Here is a 20,681-nt window from a genome sequence, read left to right as displayed (position 1 = left end):
TAAAACCAGTGTAAGATATTTTCAATTATAGGGGTAGCTATAAGGGGGAAATGACGTTAATAAAACAGCAAGTTAGAAGGTAGTTAAACAAAAAATAAACGCACAGAACTTACTTTTATCACTTTTTAATCACTGTGCGTTTATTATTTATATCGCGCTCTTATTTATAAGGGCTAATACTTGAAAGGCCAAAGTTACTTTGCATAATGACCTTGCCGTCAATCCCTTTGAGTTTTAATGAAATAGCTGGGTCGGGTTGTTTCCAATCAATGCTTAAATCACCATAGTTTACATTGTGCGTGTAATCGCCCACGCGATGCTTATTTGGGCTGACGTCTTTCCATTTTTCAGTCAAACCTGAGCTGGTCATTTCAATAAGCGGATAATCTAGGTTTTGATCGTATTTAGATATTTCCCCCCAATGTGTATCGCCACTAATGATCACCACGCCATTTACTTTATGTTTTTTAATTAACGTAAATAAACGATTTCGATCCTCTGGAAAGTTTGCCCATGACTCCCAGCCTGTAAAATCAGGCAATAACTGCAAGCTTGATGCAATAAGCTTAATAGCAGCAGGTTTTTTAAGCTCGCGCTCGAGCCACTGCCATTGCGCTTCACCTAGCATTGATGCGCCTTTAACTTCTGTTGGGCTATAAGGCCCTTGGTTGTTTAATTTACGCTTGGTGTAATATTCAAGCTCGCTTACATGATTAAGTGTGTCACGGTTCCAACGTAAATCGGGCATAATCACTTGCACCGTTTGCTCGCCTTCACCATACATATACGAGGTATAAATACCGTCTGAGCGTGTTCTACGCTCTGTGTTTTTGGGCTCGCCCCAAAAGTCGAGCATAATTTGTCGCGATTCTTCTTTATGAGGGTATTCTTTTCCGGCATCGTTTTGACCAAAGTCGTGATCGTCCCACATTGCAATAATAGGTGTGTTTTCTTTTAGAGTTTTAAAGCCGGGTTTTGCACCTAGTTTTTGATATTTATCAGCAAGCACTGACATGTCATTGGTGTCGCCGTAAATATTGTCGCCTAAAAATATAAATAGATCGCCCTGCTCTTTATTTATGGTGTCGAATATTGGGATGTCTTTGTCTTGATGCCCGCACGAGCCAAACAATATTTTTGATGGTGCAGCCATCGCGCTTGCACTAACAACCAACGCAAGCGTTGAATATAAAATAGGGTTTAATAACATTTTCATTTTAAAATCTCTTTAATAGCGGGTGCCATATTGGGGTTTATTATATGTGGTTGCTGACCAAGTGCCGAAAGCACTGTAGCGGCAATTTGCGCTTGCTTAACATTTTTAATTTTTATTAGGCCATTTCCTTTAATGGCAGGGCCAATTGCGCCAAGCCAAATATGCTCCGAACCAACAATTCCCTCTGGAAATGCCCTTTTACCTTGCGGTGAATTGGCTAAGGCCTGTTTAGAGCTATGGTGTTGCCAATCGCTTGCATGACTCCCTCGGCCGTGGTCAGTAGTAATAATAAGCGTTGTTTTGTTTTTATAACCAGGGGTACTTTGAATGGTTTGCCATAAGTCTTTTAAAAATGCATCGCTTTGTTTCGCTGATTTTAAGTAAGCATCGTAATGACCATCGTGGGCAAAATCATCTGTTTCACCTAAGCTAATTACCAGTAACTTGGGTTGTTTAGCCAACATGTAGGCTTTAGCAAAACGATAGGTAAAGCTGTCTAATCGAACATTTGCCCACGGACTGGGGATTTCTTTTTGCAGTGCATTTAAAAGTGGCGCATCGGCAAATAAGTCTGCCTCAATTGGCATAAAACCCGCATTTACATATACGTCGCTGCGTTTGGTATTAACAATAAACGGAAATACATCCCAACTGCCAAATAAGGCGGTTTTATTTTTATAGTCAGCGCGTTGCTCTAATCGCTCTAAAATAGTTTTATTTGGATTTGGCGTTTTATCATTACTGTTAATTGCCTCATCAACACTGCCAGTTAAGATCTCACTGTAGCCTGGGTATGAAAAATACCACGGGTTACTCACCGACATTGTTGAACCATTCTCTCTATCGCCAATTAACACACCGTGTTGAGCAATCGTATTGCTAATAAATGGCATTAACTGAGCTTGTCGGGCGTGTTTGTCATCGCGCCAAAACTGTTGTTTCAATTGCTCTGGCTGTTTAACAAAATCGGGATTTGCTAACAATTTTTGATCGGCGCCGTTAAATACCTCTTGCCAGCGCACACCATCAAGCGTCACAAGCACAACATTATCACTGGCTTTGACAATATGACTTACCATTAATGTACAGCCTATTACGGCCAGTTTAGCTATTGCTTTCATAGTATTCCTATCAATAAAAACCCATCAACAAGGATGGGTTTTGGTTATTATTTTTATAATTAGGGCTTAAAAATTAGCAGTAAATGTAAGTGCTGCAGTTCGTGGTGCACCAATAAAATAAGTGCTGCCATTACCTGTCCCACCCGCTAAATACTGTTTATCTGTTACGTTAGTGACAGCAAAAGCAATATCGATTGATTTAAATGGGCCGGCATTGACGTCTGCAGCATAACCGGCATTGATATCAAGCACGGTATAACCATCAACTTTATTACGTGTACGAGTTTGCTCATCTAAAAATGCACCTAAGCGTTCACCGGTATATTTAGCGGATATACCAAAGCGGAAGTCGCCACTGTAATAATCGGTCGAAAGCACAAACATATCGCTTGGTGAATCGATTACGTCATCGCCTTTTTTAAAGCTTGGCGGTAGCGCTTTTCCGTCTTCATCTTTGAGGATAACACCATCGGCATCGTAGGCACTTGGATCGTGCGATGCGTATTCAGAGCTGTTATTAGTATATGAAGTATAAATATTCCATTCATTTGTAAGCATATAACTTGCTGATAGTTCAATACCTTGCGAGTCAATACCACCTACATTGATGTAAGAGCCATTTGTACCTATCGTATAATCAATCCCGCCGGTATCACTGCCAGGTGCGATAAAGGTGATACGGTTATCAAAGGCAATAGAATAAGCGGTCGCAGTTAGGCTCAAGCGGTCTGCTTTATAACGTACACCAAAGTCGATATTTTCAGCTGTTTCTGGTTCAATTTCTGTGAGTGTAGAACTATCACGCTCCAGCACACCATCTTTAATTGCTGAGAAATTTTCACTGAAACTGGCAAATAACTCAGTGCTGCTAGTTAGCTGGTACAAAGCACCGGCACTAAATAACACATCTGAATCACTGTTTATTTTATCAGAGCGTAGATCTGCAAAATGATCGTATTTTTGTAATTCAACTAAATACTGTTTAGCGCCAAGATTAACTGTAAAATCGCCTAGGCTGATAGAATCTTGTACGTACCACTTAAAGGTATCTGTTTCAAAAGTATTTTTATATTGCGTCCAGTATGGGGTGCTATCAAAGTGATGATACACGCGAGCGTCAATAACTTTATGCCAATCACGAGATTCGTCACGATCAGTTTGCTCAAGCCAAATACCTGCTTCAATATCGTGCATCCCTAAGGTTAATTTATAATCGGCGGTCAAACCTAAACGGTCCTTGTCATAGTGTGTATGGCGATATGACATTACCGGTATTGCCGAATCTGGGTAACACGCCGGATTCAACCCTGTGCCTGAATCCCATGGCCAACTGAGTGTATCCGTACAATTTGCATTAGGCGTTAATGGCTTACCTTGGCTATCTGCAAAACCATATGAGCCAGCATTTGTGCCGCCTTCGATTGTTGGATTACCGTCTTTATCGACAGGTGATGTTAAATAAGGTGGGATCCAATCACCACGCCCTGAGTTTTTATGGTAATAAGGGCTGATTGTTAATAATGATGAAGGTGAGATTGCATATTCAAACTTTACGTAACCTAACGCATTTTCACGCAATGTACCCCAACCTTCTGCAAACATTTGGTCAAAGTGTGGCACGCCAGTCCAATTCCAAGTTAGTTGATCCCAATTTGGTGTTTGCGCAAATTGCTGCAAGCTCACACTGTTATAGTTGGTCTCACTTACATCATCATACGATAAACGCCCTGTTACAGTCAGCGCATTAAAGTTAGATACAAATTTAGCCTCAGCATGTTGATTATCTTTACCGCCATTACTGCCATCACCTATCCAGCGGCTAGTATTGGTTTGTGAATAGCTCACATAAGCTTGCGTGTTATCAAATAATGTACCCGTTTCGTGTTTTAAGTAATATCGTGTAGCATCGTGACTGCCCGACGTGTAAGCAAAAGTAGTGCTTTTTTCAAGGCTTGGTGCTTTACTGACAAAGTTAAATGTACCGCCAAGTGCTTCAAGTGAAGCCGATTTAATATCAGACGTACCTTGACCTACTTCAACGGTTGCAAGGTTTTCAGAGTCTAAGTAGCGATTTGCTTTTGCACCGCCGCCATAATTAGAGCCGCCATTAGGAATACCATCAACTGTCATACCTAACTGTTGCTGATTCCCGTCAATACTAAAACCACGCATTGTAATGGTGGTAGACCAATCGTCACCGCCAAATGCATCACCTTCGTTTATGCTAATGCCTGGCAAATTATCAATGACTGACAACACACTTGAAACCGTGCTTTGCTGCTCTAACATGGCAGGTTCAATCACATTATTAGCGTAACTGGTTGGCTTTGCCACAACCGTTACTTCTTCAATAGTGGTTTCGTCGTTAGCATAAGCAGATGTTGATACCGCCATGGCAATGGCCATGCTCAAAATCGATTTACTCTTTAAAGCGTACATTGTTGTCCCGTTTGATTTTATTAATGGTTTATTATGAAAACGGGCACAGTATGATTTTTAAATATGACAATAACGCTTTGTTTTATTGACATAAAGATTAAACAAATATGAGAAAATAATGGCGAAAATATGTAAAAAAAAAGACACTTAATAAAGCTATTAAGTGTCTTTTTTTATTTAATTGCTAAACGTTATTTAAGCTCAGCAAGCATTTCGTCGCTATAAGGGACTAACTCTTCGCCGTTTGTTACTTTGCTAATGTAATCAGGGTTTGCAATTAGCGGGCGGCCAATCGCAATTAAATCAAACTTACCTTCATTAATTGCTTCTTTAGCTGACTCAAAGCTGTAGCTACCTACGCCTACCAGTGTTCCTTTGTATCCCGCACGTAAAAACGCTGAAGTTGTTTTGCCTTCAAGCGATTCGAATGTTGTGCTGTCATCAAAAATACCACCGTGCAGGTAAGCAAGGTTTCGTTTTTCAAGTTCAGGTAGTAAGTAGTCAAATACCGCTTTGTCGCGGTTATCTTCGCTCATATTAAAGTAGGCACCAGGTGTTACACGCAGTGCTGTACGCTCGTTACCTACAGCAGCAATAACTGCATCGGTAACCTCAAGTGCAAAGCGAGCCATGTTTTGCGGTGTTTGGCCGTACTCGTCTTCACGTACATTGGCTTCATAATGTAAAAATTGATCAATTAAGTAGCCGTTTGCGCCATGAATTTCTACACCATCAAAACCGGCTTCAATTGCGTTTTCGGCGGCTTTGGCAAAATCTGCAATTAACGATTTAATATCGTCAATTGTCGCGGCTTTTGGCGTGATGTAAGTAAGCTCGCGCATGCGGGGTACCGAACCTTCTACGCCAATTGCTGAAGGGGCAAGTACTTCACCATCAAAAAAATGAGGGTGCGCTACACGGCCAACATGCCAAAGTTGAGCAAACATTTTACCACCATTTGCATGCACAGCGTCGGTCACTTTTTTCCAACCTTGAATTTGCTCGCGTGTAAACAAACCAGGCGTAGTTGGGTAACCTTGCCCATCTGGGCGAATAATTGTCGCTTCGCTAATAATGAGACCTGTGTCTGCGCGGCGAGCATAATACTCAACCATATCTTGCGTTGGCACTAAATTTTCGTCAGCCATACAACGTGTAAGCGGTGCCATTAATACACGATTTTTAAGTTCAATCGTGTCATTTAATCGATATGGTGTAAGTAAATCTGTGTTCATTTTATAAATCCTTGATTAAGTGTATGCATACTAAGTGCGGCCATTTAGGCAACATTCAAGATCAATTTTGAATGTTTGCTCAAAATATACTGACTAACCCATAAAACAGATCTAAATAACAAAAATAATTGTGAAGTTTTCAACACGATGTCACATAACTCGATATACTTGTACGCTATAAATATAAATTGACCGCAACAAAAGTGAGCCCATCATGACACGCGTAAATGCAACCGAAGAACACGACGTAATTTTAGGCCTTGGAGCCAAAAAGCGTCTCGCTTTTATGTTTGAAACCGTACAACAGTACAAGCAAGTATGGATTTTAAATGACGACGACGGCTGTGTAATGCTTACTAACGAAGATGACGATTGTGTGCCTGTATGGCCTACACGAGAATTTGCACAAGCATGGGCAACGGGCGACTGGGAAGGATGCACACCTAAAGCAATTCCTACTAATGACTGGTTCAGCCGATGGACACCTGGTCTTGAACAAGATGACTTACTTATCGCCGTTTTTCCAACTGAAGAAGACGACGGCACAATTTTATTTCCTGATGAATTTGATTCACAACTAAAAGCACCTAAAAAACGTTACTAATTACACTTCGCTATAATTGAGTCGCAGACGTGTTGTTCTGCGACTTATCCACGCAAACTTTAAATTTTTTACGCGCAACGCTTTAAGACAAAGATACAAAATTAATACCTATAAAAATTAAAATATAACGGCAATAATGTCGCTTTTAGCTATAATTAATTTATGCTTATTCACACTGATCAGTGAAATAAACACAGCTCCCACTGCAAAAACTTTGGCATTAGTTGACTTCAACACGCCCCTTACTCTTTGGACTTTATAATGGTACGACAAGGTATTTTAATATTACTACTGCTAACGTTTATTAATAGTGGCTATGCCACAGAGCAAATTGACTCACTAGAATCCACACTCAGAGAGATAAAACAGCTCAAAAGCGATGGTGAATCCGCACAAGCTTATCAACAATTAAGGACAACATATTCCTCGGCACAATCAACCACACAACAAGCTGAATTAATGGTTGTTTGGCTTGCATTTATGAATGAAGACAAGAACTGGCATGAATTCGACTTGCTCAAAGACGATGTCTCAAAATTACTCGATAGCGAAGTCGATATAGAAACTAAATACGCACTTTATGACAACCTCGGACTAATGAAATATCGCTTAGGTAAGTTTGCCGAAGCCGATTCTTATTTATCAAAAGCGGTGTCTTTTGCTGATGACACACAGCTTGCTACGAGTATGACTTACTATTTGTATGGAATTAACTCTGTTAGACGAGGAAAAATGGTAGATGGACTCGATAAAATCTTACATGCTCACGATTTACAAATAAACATTCAAGGATATGCTTCACCGAAGATATTAATTGGTTTAGGGTTTACCAATTATTATATGAAAAACTACGACAAAGCGATTGAATACACTCAACAGGCAATAGCAGCATACCCTGAAAATGACATACTGCTCACTGAGCTGTATGCAAACTTAGCTGCAATGTACGTTGATAAAGCCCAATACCAAGAGGCATTAATTGCCATTAATCAAGCCGAAAAAGTAGCCCACTTCCATAATATATTTGACCGAGTTCCTATAATTATTAATAAAGGCACTATTTATGCTGAGCTAAATGAGCACCAAAAAGCCATTGATTATTATTTAAAAGCGTTAGATATTGTAAATAAAAACAATGATTTAATACATAAGCCTACTGTTTTAAGTAATCTGGCACAAAGCAATCAAAGTTTAGGTAATTATAAACTTGCTGCCGACTATTTTGAGCAAGCCCTCGCTATATTTTCAAGCGAGAGTCAACTCATCAAACGTTTAGAAAACTATCCGCCAATGATCGAAAATTATCAATCATTAGGAAATTACCAACGCGCATTAGAACTTATGATTGAATACAAAGAATTAGATGATGAAAGTACCTCATTAGCTGCAAAAGAAAAATTTGACCAATCACAAGCAGCCTATGATATTGCCTCTAAAGAAAAGTCATTAATCGAAGCTAAACTAGCGCAAACAAGCAATGAAAATGCAATTCTACGACTCTATGGGATCGTTGCCTTCAGTCTTTTAATTATCCTATTTATTTATATTGCCTATAGACTAAAACACTCTGCCTACCTGCAAGTTAAAGAGCTTGCGTTGCGCGATCAACTCACGGGACTATTTAATCGCCGCGCATTGCACGATATCTTTGAATTAGAAATGAGCCGGGTTAATCGCAATAAAAAAACTTTTAGTATTATTTTGCTGGATATAGATCATTTTAAAGTACTCAACGACACCTATGGACATGACTATGGTGACATTGTATTGCAAAAAGTGGCTAGCGCATTGCAAGATTCAATTAGAAGTATGGATAAAGTTGCTCGCTGGGGAGGTGAAGAATTTCTGGTGTTTTTACCTGAAACCAATAAAGAGCAAGCATCGCATCTTGCAGAAAAGTTACGCTTAGCCGTAAGTAACATTGAATTGACTTACCAAGATAAGCTACTTCAGGTCACTGTTTCTTTAGGTGTCTGTGAATATAATCAACAAGGTGAATATAAAGACATGGTTAAACAAGCCGATCTTGGTCTTTATAAAGCTAAAGAAACAGGGCGGAATAAAGTCGTCTGTCTCAGTTAAACTAACAAATGTTCTTGCGCGCAACTATCTTCATTATCATGTAATTGAATGTAGTTGCTCACTAAGCATATAGTTTACTAATAAAGCGATGTTATTTCCTCGCATTAAGGCTGCTCTGTTGACCTAAAAATAGCAATGGCACACTGTTTTATTGCGCTTGCTCAAAAAAATTACGACATAGTTTGCTAAACTAACCTAATAACCTATTAGATTAAGTGTGCTAGCACAACGCTGAGATTTACTCTGGGCACATTTACAGAAACAGTTGGACAAATACGTGATATTTAATTCCAAGTATAAAAAAGAAATTGCAAAACTAAAAAATGAAATTGTAGATATTCGTAACCAAAATGAAGCACTGCATGATGAACTGGAACAAGTTAAGAATGCTAAAAGTCAGTTAGTAGCGCAAATAAATCAAACTGATAAAACTGCCAAACAACAAGACGAATTAAACCGCTTGTGGCTACAGTCTTCAATTTTAATAGAGCAAATCAGGGAGAGCCTAGCAGCAAATTCAAGTGAACTTGTAATGCACAGAGATGGCTTTCAATCATCACAGCAATTGCTTGATAACATTATTGTAATGCTATCCGCCACTTTGCAATCAACTTCTGTGATATCCAGAGACACTAAAACAGCCTCTGAATCTGTAAAGCAATTACAAACAGTCACAGCAGGGATTAATGACTTTGTAAACATTATCAAAGGCATCTCTGACCAAACTAACTTACTAGCCCTTAATGCTGCTATTGAGGCCGCCAGAGCTGGAGAACAAGGTAGAGGCTTTGCCGTAGTTGCAGATGAAGTTCGCACATTAGCACAACGCTCAGCTGATGCATCGAATGAAATTTCAGGCTTAATTGAACAAGTAAACCAACAAATGGACCACGTTGTTGGCAACATTACCGACGTCGGGAAACAAAGTAATGAGATCAGTGAAAGTTCAGCGGCTATCGAAGATACCGCTAATAAAATTGTTACGTTCTCACAAAACATGTATTCAGTTATTACCGACTCAACTGAAAACGCATTTATTCAGACGGTAAAAATGGATCATATCGTTTGGAAACTGGAAGTTTATAAGGTACTACTTGGTTTATCTGATAAAACCACAGATGAATTTGCCGATCACACAATGTGTCGTTTAGGTAAATGGTACTATAAAGGTGATGGTGCAGCTAAATACGCCTCCCATATTGAATTTAAAAACTTAGAAGCCCCGCACGCCGAGATTCACAACCATGGCATACAAGCATTGCAAGCCTTTGCAGATGGCCATTCGGATAAAATGATTGATCATATATCGCAAATGGAAGCGGCGAGCTTTAAAGCCGTTGATTTATTAACTAACCTAGCAAACAAAATAACTAAATAACGGTCGTTTTAAGTTTAACTACAACTTTAGCGCTGCTCATTTTATATTTATTATCGATATTATGATGGGTACTGAGCTTTGGAGTTATACCCACTACCTGCTTATTGATGGGTAAGGTTGCTTTATAGGCATTATCTATGTTTTTTAAAACACGATAATGCCTTAACTATAGTAATATTTATTGGTTAAAGTCTAATCCTGCCAGGTCAGTGCTAACTTTTTGTAATACGTCATCATAGCCTTTTAGTACTTCTTCTTTATGAGTTAAATCCTGCTTGAGCTGCTCTACACTTGCTACTAGGTCTTTCGTTAAGCTGGGAATAAAATTGCTTTGCTCTTTAGCTAACTTCTCTACTATCTGATTAATACATTGTTTTAGCTCAACACTTATATCTTGCAATAATAAAGTGACGACCCGTGCCTGCTCAGTACGTAACTGAGCTATGTCATCGCCTTCAACTTGCTCAGCACTAAATTGTTGCCGAATAGTATTAATATGCGCATCGAGATCTAAACTAACTGCAGGTATAGTTATACGTTCAACGGCATTGTTTAACGGCATTAAAACCATTTCTGGGTCAAAATCCTCATCTGAAAAATCAAACATATCTCTAATTGATGCTTTTATATCCTGTTTAAACAATCCCAATTGGATTGCGTTTTCACTTACATCATAAAGCGCTTTGCTAGTATCGACCACAAATGACTCAAGTTTACTCACAGCATCATGAACGCTTGCATAGGTGTAATTAACTGTACGGTAATTTGTAGATGTTACAGTACGAGTTGAGCCATATGAAAAAGGGTTGTACCACGATGAATCACTAACCTCTCTTGATGTTGTATAGCTTTCTTCCCGCGAGCCTGATTGAGATTGTACTTGTTTTACCTGAATTGCATTTTGGTTTATGTCAGTTAGTAATCGCGTTAATGTTTTTTCAGCTTGAATACTGTATTTTTCAAAAACACTATTTACTTTAACTGTGCCAGCCTCTATGCGTTTAACAACTGCTTGTTGTTTTTTCGCTAAACTTTCAACATCGCCTTCAAGTAAGTTTTTACGTTTATAAGCTACGTCATCTGCAATTTGAACTAATTTTTGTTTAACCTCACGTTTTGAGCCTATTAAAAGATTATTAAAACGATCTGCCAATATTTGCTCTTTTTTTGCCTTAACAGTATCTAGCTTACTTGTTACTTTTGTGAAGTTAGCCACTGCTGCAAATATACTGGCATTAAACGTAAAGTCAGCAAACATGTCATTAAGCTGCTGACGCGAGTGCAACTCTTCTTCATTTAATGATTGCTCAGGCTTTATGGCTAAATCATAACAGCGAGATGAAATAAATATAGGCGGCAAAGCATTTTGTAATGTGCTCATTAAATGGCTTTGATTATTATCATCTTCAGTACTTTGATGTGCTGAAAATTCATTACATACCTTATCTACATTACTCTTAGCCTGATTATTAAGTTTTGTAGTAATGGCCGGTAACGCCTGTTGAATAGACGGGTACTTATGGTACTCATCCAATAAGGCCCCATCAAACAGTGAGCCTATCAGTACAATATCTTCAATACCTTTATTGGGAATATTTTGCGCCAGCAAGCTCATATCTGATTGGTCTAAAAATTGGCCGCTATTGCTGAGTACAAATACCACGTCACATTGGCCTATAAACTCTTGTGTACGCCTACCACGGGAGATTATTGGGTCGTTCATTCCCGGTGTATCAACCACCTCAATATCGCGTAAAGAGTCAATATTTAAATGCAGCTCAGTGCTTTTTACTATTGGTGTAAATTCGCCGCTGGCTCCCACATAGTTATTTAGTTTATCAACTAATTCATCATTATTATTTACTTCATCAAGCGATATGCTTGTATCTAAATATTGCGCAACATTTAACCCTGAATTTTTTACCATATTCAATAGTTCAATACTGGCTTTTTCTTCATCAGATAAAACAGGTTTAATTGGTGGTGCAATAAAAACGCCCTGCTTTTGCGATATTGCCTTATTGGCTTGATATTCAAGCAATGCGTTTTCATGTCTTGCATGTTTAGTGAATGCTGTATCGGCTAAATTTTTAACTTTATCCCATTCATTTTTGCTATAAAACTCAACTCGTGCTTTTGGCTGCTGTGCATAGCAAATTTTAGTTAGCGCAGCCGTCATAGGTGTTGCAGCCTTTGGGAGCACGTCTTGCCCATTAAATAACAAACTATTTAAAAACGAAGACTTCCCCCGCTTTATTTGGCCGATTATACCAATACGCAGCAATCTATTTTCATTTTGTGTATGTAGTGCGTCATTTTTAAAATGACTAGCTAGCGCCTGTAACTCTGCCAATAAATTTTTATCTAGTGAGCTGCCTAATAACTCATAGCCTTTACTTATTTTTAATAAGCTTGATGAATGTTCTTCAATCATTTTTAATTCCTTTTATCGAAAAGATAAAACTTTACTTTATTGTTCTATGTAAATAATTCTATTTAACAAGCCTATATTGACCAGAAGCCAATACTGACCAAAGTGTTAAGTTATCTAAATATTTTCTGTTTGAAATCAGAATAGCTTTAACGCCACCTTTATTCCTATAAAACTTATTGTTAAAGCCTAGTACTATTTCGTCTTTCAAAACTTTTTTGCCTTTTAAAGGAAAACATACAGAATTAATTTGTTCCGTATTATTAGGCTTGCCCTTAGGGTGTAGCTGCTTGCCAATCGCTATCTTAGCTTTAAATAACTGATATAAAATTACATTTATATCTTGTGGTTCCCCGTTCAATAATGGTGAGAAGATAGTTTTGAAATAATCTAACTTAATCTCGTTTGGCACCATTAATTCAGAGTCAGAAATATAACTTTTTGATACTGAAAAAGTGTTATCTTCTGGGTCAAACTCCAAATGTAAATCAGAAAGTAAACCGTACAATTTTTCAGGTGAATTATAAGTGATAAAAACCTCACCAGAGCTAACTCGAAGCTCGCCCCTATCCATTTTCGATTGAAGAAACGGGACTAACAAGTCATGTGTAAAAATACTAGGGGCAAAATCAATTGTAACCTCTTTTTCTTTCGGTAAAGACTCTGCATTACAATAGTTTAAAGGTTCCCACTTTAACTGGCATGCACGAGTAACTTTATTGACGATAAGCTTAGTCAATCGCTTAGACCTTATTTTAGCGGTTTCTGCCATTAACGTTTCAAACTCAACTTCATGATAGACGAGTAAATGTTTAAAATGATCGGGGTTTAATAAGTGGCTGCTGAAATATAATGCGCTTTCTTGCCAGTTACGGTTTTTAATATGGCAAAATAAATCGAATATATCTTGTTGAGTGCCTTTTAGTATTTCGAGTTGTTGTGCTATTGCGTTCACTAAAGGCATTTCCTTCTCGTGCACTTGGTTATCACGTCGGGTCATCATGAGCGCATCAAATAAAAACAATTGCGCCAATGGTTTACGCCTATAGTATGCAACAAATGCTTGAATTGTTACTTTGTCTGGCGCTTTAGCAAAATCAATCACGTCATCTAAAACAGAGCTATCGAGTGAAAAAGAGTTTATTAAAATTTGTAAATACTCAACCTCGGTTTCATGAATGTCATTATCTGCATTCATCACTAAGGCTAGGCCTTGCAAATACAATAACTGCCCTTCAATCCCTTGTTGCGCTATTGGGTGGTTTTCAAAAGCACTCGGCTCTTTTGTCGCTTCCATGAAAGTGGCAAGCATGTCTAAATCAGTCACCTACTCGCTCCCTTATCTCATTAACCTGAATTGACCAGATGCTAGTACTTCCCATGGAGTTGAGTTAGTAACATAGTCACTACTATCTTTGGAAACTATACTAATTGATTTAATATTAGTGTAATATTTGTTGTCGTAGCCTAATACAATTTCATTTTTTACATATCCACTATTCTGTTTAGGAAAGCAAATAGGATTATCGTAATCACCATCTTTTTTACCTTCGACTATTTTAGCTGAATAGAGGATATCTAAAACCATATTAATAACTTGAGGATCATCAGACTCAATATCTTTTTCTGTAATTAGATGTTCAGATATCATAAAGCCAAAATCGCTCAGCAGCTCAGCGGTTACTTTGAACGCAGAGTCTTCAGTCAAATTTGGAGTGACAAAAAATGCGTCTGTTTCTTTATCATGGCTAAGTGTTAAATCAGTTAGTGAGCCATAGGCTAGCTCAACACCATCTTTAATTAATAAAACCTCATCGGCATTAATGCGTAGCTCTTTTCTATCAAGCTTTGATTGCAAAAATGGCAAAATCAGATCAAGAGTAACGATGTTTGTAATAAATGTCGTTGTTATTTCTGTCGCATCAGGCATACAGTTATTATTGCGATATACGAGTAGCTCCCACTCTAATGCATCAATATCAACCTTTTGTTTAATCACCTCAATTAACCTATTACTTCTGATCTCTGCGGTTTCTGCCATTAACGCATCGAACTCTATTTCATGATAGGCAAGTAGATGTTTAAAGTGATCTGGGTTTAATAAATGGCAGCTGAAATATAATGCGCTTTCTTGCCAGTTGCGGTTTTTAATATGGCAAAATAAATCAAATATATCTTGTTGGGTGCCTTTTAGTATTTCTAGCTGGTCGGCTATTTTGTCTACAACGGCCTTTTCTTTGTCTTCTACTTTGTCATCGCGGCGGGTCATCATTAGGGCATCGAACAAAAACAACTGCGCAACGGGGCGACGGCGAAAAGTACGAAAAAACGCTTGTACTGTGTCTTTATCTGGGGCTTTTGCAAACGTTACCATGTCGTCAAGTATTGACTCATCAAGGCTCATTGATTTTATAAGTATACGAATATATTCCTTTTCGGTGTCGTCAATATGACCGTCAGCATTCATGACTAGAGCTAAGCCATTTAAGTATAATAACTGCTCTTCCATGGTGAAATCAGCAGCTGGATGGCCTTCAAATGCATCAGCTTCTTTTGTTGCCTCGTTTATAACGTCTAAAATATCAAAATCCATCTTACTTCCTTTTTTATTAAGTAATTGTGTGTTGCTAATTCAAAATTATGCCGAAGCTATATCGACTGTAATGCTCGCTTTTTTATCGTTTACTATGTGAACTTTCACACGCTGGCCTTCGTTAAAATAATCACTCATTACGGCATCACCCAACTGGGCTTTTATTTTTTGTTTAGTAATAATGATGTCGAAATCGGTTGGTACTTTCTCTTCTATTTTAATGTGTACGCCTACCGCGCTTAACTTAATTATTCGCCCTTGCAAAGCAGTTATGTCAGCAATAGCCGATAACTGTTTGATACTGCCTTGCACGAGCGCTTCAAATACTAATGATTGTTGGGGTACATTATCGTTACCAAGTGAGCAAGTCGTATTAGTTGAACTCAATGTCACAGAGCTCGGCTGCATGGTTGTGTTTACATTGAGCAACTCGCATAACTGCGTAATTTGCTCTTGTAATTGTTGCTGAATTTTAAGGGCAACTTGCTTTTGTGTTGCTAAAGCATTTACCTGCGCTTTTGTTTTATTGCTTATATCGTCTAAATGTTGTTTGTTTTTGTCTGATATAGTTTCAGCAAAAATGAGCTCTTTAATCGTGCCACTTGTTAAGCTATGAATTTGACGAGTAGACTCATAAAAATTTATATAGCTCTTAAATATCTGTTCTGCTTGCCATAAAACAATCGAGCCATTTTTACCTTTACTCACAGTTTGTAATAAATCAGTTAGTACGGTTTGGGAACTTGAAAACTCTTTATTTAACTGGGCTGAGTACCCTATTACGTCTAAAAAATTAATTTCGGCTCGTTGTAAGTCTTGTTTTGCTGTATTAATAATTTGTTGTATTTGCGATTCTGGCTTTTTATCCGCTTTACTAATCACCACTAATACAGGCTGAGTTAGCTCTAAGCTTTTTAAAAATTCAATATCTTGCTGTGGCACAGTGCCATTTTGCTGATCGACCAACCAAATTAAATAGTCTGCACTGCGTAAATGCTCACGAGCAATGTTTTCGTCGGTATTGTTTTGTGTGTTAATTATATCGTCGGCTTTGCTGTAACCAGGGGTATCTAAAAACACGAGGTTAGGGTATTTAAAGTCTTCTCGCTCAACAGATATTAGCTGTAGTAAATGGCTAAAGGTTACGCCAAAACGCTCATTAAATGCATGGCATATAGCTTTTAATGCTTCTTCATCTATTGCTGTTTTTTTACGATAAAAATTAAGTGCACTTATTGCATTTTGCTCACCTAACGACAAATAAGTAGGTATAGATGTAGTGGGTGTTGTGTCTGTTGGCAGCAACGAGGGGCACCCTAATACGGAGTTTAAAAAGCGCGATTTACCTGCGCTAAATGAGCCACCCACTGCAACGGTATAGTATTTTTCAAGATGCGGAAAAGCAGCAATTTCATTTAGCTGTTTTTCAAGCAATAACAATTGAGCATAAGTATGAGCCCCTGTGGTGTTATCGTCTTGTTTAGCTAGCTGTAAAAAGTCATGTTCAATCGTGTGTTTAATTTCGGCTAATAAACGGGCAACAGATGTATTACTATCACCATTCGCAATTAATTGAGCACATAAACTTAAGCCCTTTTCACTTTCGTATAAGTATTGATTAACACCCTCTGGTTTTATGTTTTGAGATGAAGTTTGTGTTTGAGCTGATTGCTCATTTGCATTGCTATTTACACTATTACTTACACCACTATTTTCATTATTGCTTTTATCATGGTGGCCGTTCATTAAACTGTCAAAATCTAAATCATTACTCACTAGCTAGCTTCCTTTATAGCGTTGGTTTTTATTTGCGCGGTGTGATTAGTTTGCTGAATTTGAATTAAAGCGTTGTCGAACTTTAACTGCTGCTCGTTAAACGCGTCTTCGCTTTGCTGCAATTGTTGTTTAAGGTGCTCAATACTTTGCTTGAGGTCGTTTTGCTCTTGCTCAAATGAGCTTAAAACAGCTTGTTTGATTTTTGATACCGCCGAATTTAGCTGTTGTGTGCAATGCTCTACAGCCATATTAACGGCCTGCGGAATAACTTGCTCACGTACTTGTGATTCTATTTGTTGCTCGCGTTCTTCTGCATTATCTTTTCGGCCCAGTAAGCCACCTATAATACCAGAGACAATACCACCTAGAGGGCCTAAAATAACGGTTGCGACTCCGGCCGCTACCGCTGCATACGCTGTTGAAAAGGCTTCTTTTTGCTCTGCTGGTATATTAAGTGTAATTTTTACATCGCTATGTTGTTGCTCGCTAATAATATCGAGTTTTTTATCTAGCTTTTGTAATTCTTGCTTTACTAAGTTATCAACACCTTGTTGTAAAACGGGCCTTAGTAGGTCATTTATTTTTTGTGATACTTGATTCGATTTAGCCGCACTAACTAAAACTGATACGGATGAGCCCAGTACCTGTTGAGAGCGCTGAATTAACTGCTCTTTTCCTACGCTACATAGATTATATTCAAGATCTTTAAGTGATGCTTGAAGTTTATTTTCTACCGAGCTAAATGCACTGTGAGACTTGTTTATTTGTTCTTGAATTTGGGCTTCGCTTGACTGGCTAGACTTTTTAAGGCCATTTATGGCGCTGGTTATATGCCCGGCTAACTTAGCTAGTTGCTGTGAATAACGCTTACAAAGTAATGTATCAAACTGATTTAATGCAGTGTCGACTGCATTCTCAAAATCAATTATATTTTTGTTAGTACCTAAATTTTCGATATGGCCAATCGTTATACCGCTTTCTAATGCTTCGGTTAAATACGCTTGCAACTGACTCTTAACCGCTAACAATTTACTACTTGGCAGACGGTTAGATTTAGACACAATATGAGCAATGTCTTTTTCATAATTAAGATTGATTTCTTGCAGTTGATTAATGGCTGTTGCATCAAAGGCCTTTTCTGAGGGGATTAAATTTATAAAATAATCACCACGCTCCAAGTAACAAGCAATTGCCTTTGAGTGGCCAGTATTATTTGATGCAAAACCCGGCATATCCACCAGCACTAAATTAGGACGGCTCTTAAGCTTTTGATTATTAATAAAAACCTGAATATAAAAAATATTCTCGTCAATTGTTAGGCTTTGTAACTCACCTAATTCTTTTCGCTCACTCAATTTATTATCAATATAATTAATTATAATGTGCTCGTCTTCGCTATAACTTAGCTCTGTGGCAACCGCTGTTTCAGGGTTTATGTCGCAGTTTAGGTAGTCTTGCCCTAAGTAATTATTAAGTAGTGAACTTTTACCTGCCGAAAATTGGCCAATCACAGGGATGATAACTTTAAATTGTTCAATTTTATTTTGTAAAAAAGCAAGATCATCACGGATATTTTTATTAATTAAAATATCATCGTTAATTTTTTTATACGTAGTAACTTGAGCCAACAATTGAGCTTGCATGGTTGTATGCTCATTAGCTGACAGTAAGCTCAAATTTCCCGTATTTGAGTAAGCCGGCAGTCTTTTATCGTTACATTTTAGGCTATGTAATAGCTCTAACCCTACCTCATAACCACTTAATTCATTATTGAGCGCTAAACCGAGTTGTTGCTCAATCGTTTGATTTATTTCTTCAGCGGTTGCGTCGTTTTGCGCATCACTTGCTATTTGCAGCCCTTTTAATAAAGGATGAAACTGCTGATGTTTAGGCGGAACAGGTAAAATGGCGTTTGCTTGTATATTATTTAAAAATAACTTAGCGGAGTTAGGACTAAATAAGCTACATGGTGTTAATAATGCTTGATGCAAGCCAATATCATGCAATAAATTTGTGAAGGAACTGAGTTCACTATTAGACCATTCGCGCCCTAAATCATTATAAAAACCCAAGGTTACTCTAATTAATAATTCACTTGGTTGCAGTGTATTTAAACTGATGCATTTTGATTTTGTATTGTTATACCAATTATTTACTAATTGACTTCGTTCTAGGTTATCAATTCTATTTTCAAGTTGGTTGAATCTAATATCGCATTGATGAGCTAATGCTTCTATTCCTTGCTTCATTAATGCAACTGATTGAAAAACATTTTGTTCTAGTTTTTTAACGCTGCCATATAACACATTAACATGAGTCATCAGGTAGTTTGTTTTGTTAGCAAGGGAAACCATCGCTTCCATTGTTAGTACTTGTTTATGGTTGAGCTTTTGAATGAGTAATTGGCTAGAATATATAGCTCGATTTAAATCATAGTTAACACCCGCTTGTAACTTAGCATTGCTCCCCGAGACCGAGCCGAGAACCCGACTCACATGGCTTTGCTCTAACTGAGCGTTTATACGCCCCTCAGTAGAGGCAAGTGTTGTAATTGTATTAAAGGCATGCTCAAGTAATTCGTTAGAGTTATCAGCAAATTCGTCTATCAAACTATCAACATTTTGATTTGCTATCTCTCGCTCTTGCTGATTTAACGTATCGGCAAGTTCGCTTAATACATCATCTAATGAATGAGGAGATGTAAGCTGCTTTGAATCTAAAGCTCTTCCATCACGCAACTGTTGGTTTACTAATATCTGATCGTTGAATTGTGTATTTGAAGCTGCAAACTCAAAAGCGGCCTGCATAAAACACGCTTCATCATCCATAAAGGGTTTAAACTGCTTAAGAATTTTAGCCGTGTCGCTGTAGCCTAACTCAATAAGATTAGCTGCATTTTCTTTTGTAAAATTAAGTGGTTCTATTAAGCCTGCGAAAGCTTGTGACGGAACAATGTTCCAAAAATTAACCCCAGGGTATTGTTTACTTGCAGTAACAGTATCAGCTTGGCGGTCCAAGTAAATATTAATAATATGAGTGCAATTATGCTGCTCTATAAGTGGTTTGTAAGGTGTGTTGTCGCTATATGAAGGTAATACGCCGCCATCAACATAATTTGTGCCGTCTATTTCAACTGCTTTAAAAACAGCCGGTATTGCAGAGGTTGCCAATAGCCATTTTTGTTTGTCTTCAGCGCTTAGTGTATTTAATTGCGGATAAACTAGCTCGCCATTTTTAGCAGTTAATGCACATAAATGCAGCGATAAATTATTATCAATAGAATTGCAAACATTGCTTTGGTAAATAAGGTCAGCAAGTCCATCTTGCGAAAAAGCTCCTGCACCCCCTAATAAAGAACTCAAGGTCATCAATGCTTTAGGTGCAACACCCGGTAAATAAGCCCCGACGGCAAACTTAGAAACAGCTATAGCAATATCTTCTGCTTTAAGTGTTAATACCTTGCTTGGTGCAATATCAAGCCATAACTGCTCAGCAGAGCTATAATCACCAGCTGTAAATAATGCAGCATTTAAACCACCAACAGAAGTACCCGCAACTGCTTCAACGTTTTTGGCTATACTGAATCGCCCCGAGTTCATCGGAGACCAGTTTGTTTAAGTCAGGCCACTTTACCTGACTCGTTTAAATTATCATAGTAGTCTGTTTCATATTGAGCTGGTGAAATATACCCAATTGAAGATAATAAGCGTTGATTATTAAACCAATTGACCCACTCTAACGTTGCGTATTCAACAGCATCAACATTCTTCCACGGGCCATTTCTGCGAATAATCTCTGTTTTAAAT

13 protein-coding genes are annotated in these 20,681 nt (G+C 38.0%); 3 read left to right on the top strand and 10 right to left on the bottom strand.

Annotated elements, in window-relative coordinates; translation table 11 throughout:
- Positions 1–160 precede the first annotated feature (160 nt).
- From BCG07_RS12620 to BCG07_RS12605, 4 genes are all read right to left on the bottom strand, one after another.
- The gene (locus tag BCG07_RS12620) at positions 161–1,216 is read right to left on the bottom strand and encodes an alkaline phosphatase D family protein (RefSeq protein ID WP_286890403.1); all 1,056 of its coding nucleotides are present in this window, start codon (positions 1,214–1,216) and stop codon (positions 161–163) included.
- On the bottom strand, positions 1,213–2,295 hold the full coding sequence (locus BCG07_RS12615) for an alkaline phosphatase family protein (RefSeq protein WP_502694073.1): 1,083 nt from the start codon (positions 2,293–2,295) through the stop codon (positions 1,213–1,215). Before BCG07_RS12615 ends, BCG07_RS12620 begins: the two co-directional genes overlap by 4 nt.
- A 108-nt stretch (positions 2,296–2,403) precedes the next feature.
- Positions 2,404–4,776, bottom strand: a complete 2,373-nt coding sequence (locus BCG07_RS12610; RefSeq protein WP_286890400.1) for a TonB-dependent receptor domain-containing protein — start codon at positions 4,774–4,776, stop codon at positions 2,404–2,406.
- A gap of 191 nt (positions 4,777–4,967) precedes the next feature.
- The gene (locus tag BCG07_RS12605) at positions 4,968–6,011 is read right to left on the bottom strand and encodes an alkene reductase (RefSeq protein WP_286890398.1); all 1,044 of its coding nucleotides are present in this window, start codon (positions 6,009–6,011) and stop codon (positions 4,968–4,970) included.
- 214 nt (positions 6,012–6,225) lie between these two features.
- Between BCG07_RS12605 and BCG07_RS12600 the strand changes: the two genes are divergently transcribed.
- The 3 genes from BCG07_RS12600 to BCG07_RS12590 all read left to right on the top strand — a co-directional run bounded on the left by BCG07_RS12600 (position 6,226) and on the right by BCG07_RS12590 (position 10,075).
- Positions 6,226–6,615: a DUF2750 domain-containing protein gene (locus BCG07_RS12600; protein WP_286890396.1), complete on the top strand. Its 390-nt coding sequence runs from the start codon at positions 6,226–6,228 to the stop codon at positions 6,613–6,615.
- A gap of 261 nt (positions 6,616–6,876) precedes the next feature.
- A complete protein-coding gene (locus BCG07_RS12595) occupies positions 6,877–8,697 on the top strand; it encodes a tetratricopeptide repeat-containing diguanylate cyclase (RefSeq protein ID WP_286890394.1) in 1,821 nt (606 codons plus the stop codon).
- Positions 8,698–8,974: 277 nt separating this feature from the next.
- Positions 8,975–10,075 (top strand): methyl-accepting chemotaxis protein, encoded by a 1,101-nt coding sequence (locus BCG07_RS12590; RefSeq protein ID WP_274803910.1) that lies wholly within the window; start codon positions 8,975–8,977, stop codon positions 10,073–10,075.
- A 178-nt stretch (positions 10,076–10,253) separates the two neighbouring features.
- Here BCG07_RS12590 and BCG07_RS12585 read toward each other — a convergent pair whose 3' ends face one another.
- The 6 genes from BCG07_RS12585 to BCG07_RS12560 all read right to left on the bottom strand — a co-directional run.
- The gene (locus BCG07_RS12585) at positions 10,254–12,509 is read right to left on the bottom strand and encodes a dynamin family protein (RefSeq protein WP_286890391.1); all 2,256 of its coding nucleotides are present in this window, start codon (positions 12,507–12,509) and stop codon (positions 10,254–10,256) included.
- 58 nt (positions 12,510–12,567) lie between these two features.
- Complete coding sequence (locus BCG07_RS12580; RefSeq protein WP_243530958.1) at positions 12,568–13,833, bottom strand: tellurite resistance TerB family protein; 1,266 nt, start codon at positions 13,831–13,833, stop codon at positions 12,568–12,570.
- Positions 13,834–13,845: 12 nt separating this feature from the next.
- On the bottom strand, positions 13,846–15,099 hold the full coding sequence (locus BCG07_RS12575; RefSeq protein ID WP_243530960.1) for a TerB family tellurite resistance protein: 1,254 nt from the start codon (positions 15,097–15,099) through the stop codon (positions 13,846–13,848).
- Positions 15,100–15,144: 45 nt separating this feature from the next.
- Positions 15,145–16,875: a dynamin family protein gene (locus tag BCG07_RS12570; RefSeq protein WP_243530963.1), complete on the bottom strand. Its 1,731-nt coding sequence runs from the start codon at positions 16,873–16,875 to the stop codon at positions 15,145–15,147.
- The gene (locus tag BCG07_RS12565) at positions 16,875–20,474 is read right to left on the bottom strand and encodes a dynamin family protein (protein ID WP_286890390.1); all 3,600 of its coding nucleotides are present in this window, start codon (positions 20,472–20,474) and stop codon (positions 16,875–16,877) included. The genes BCG07_RS12570 and BCG07_RS12565 overlap by 1 nt, the downstream gene beginning before the upstream one ends.
- A 20-nt stretch (positions 20,475–20,494) precedes the next feature.
- A partial coding sequence (locus BCG07_RS12560; protein WP_286890388.1) for an IS3 family transposase occupies positions 20,495–20,681 on the bottom strand: 187 nt, incomplete at its 5' end.

The sequence above is a fragment of the Pseudoalteromonas sp. ESRF-bin5 genome, from assembly GCF_002632075.1.
In the GTDB taxonomy this organism is placed as follows: Bacteria; Pseudomonadota; Gammaproteobacteria; order Enterobacterales; family Alteromonadaceae; genus Pseudoalteromonas; species Pseudoalteromonas marina.
Note: the sequence above shows the minus strand (reverse complement) of the source record. Positions and strands in the feature narration are given on the sequence as shown.

Coding starts and splice junctions, on each gene's coding strand:
- BCG07_RS12610 (WP_286890400.1), bottom strand. CDS start 4,776: ATGTACGCTTTAAAGAGTAAATCGATTTTGAGCATGGCCATTGCCATG.
- BCG07_RS12615 (WP_502694073.1), bottom strand. CDS start 2,295: ATGGTAAGTCATATTGTCAAAGCCAGTGATAATGTTGTGCTTGTGACG.
- BCG07_RS12565 (WP_286890390.1), bottom strand. CDS start 20,474: ATGAACTCGGGGCGATTCAGTATAGCCAAAAACGTTGAAGCAGTTGCG.
- BCG07_RS12600 (WP_286890396.1), top strand. CDS start 6,226: ATGACACGCGTAAATGCAACCGAAGAACACGACGTAATTTTAGGCCTT.
- BCG07_RS12585 (WP_286890391.1), bottom strand. CDS start 12,509: ATGATTGAAGAACATTCATCAAGCTTATTAAAAATAAGTAAAGGCTAT.
- BCG07_RS12575 (WP_243530960.1), bottom strand. CDS start 15,099: ATGGATTTTGATATTTTAGACGTTATAAACGAGGCAACAAAAGAAGCT.
- BCG07_RS12595 (WP_286890394.1), top strand. CDS start 6,877: ATGGTACGACAAGGTATTTTAATATTACTACTGCTAACGTTTATTAAT.
- BCG07_RS12620 (WP_286890403.1), bottom strand. CDS start 1,216: ATGAAAATGTTATTAAACCCTATTTTATATTCAACGCTTGCGTTGGTT.
- BCG07_RS12605 (WP_286890398.1), bottom strand. CDS start 6,011: ATGAACACAGATTTACTTACACCATATCGATTAAATGACACGATTGAA.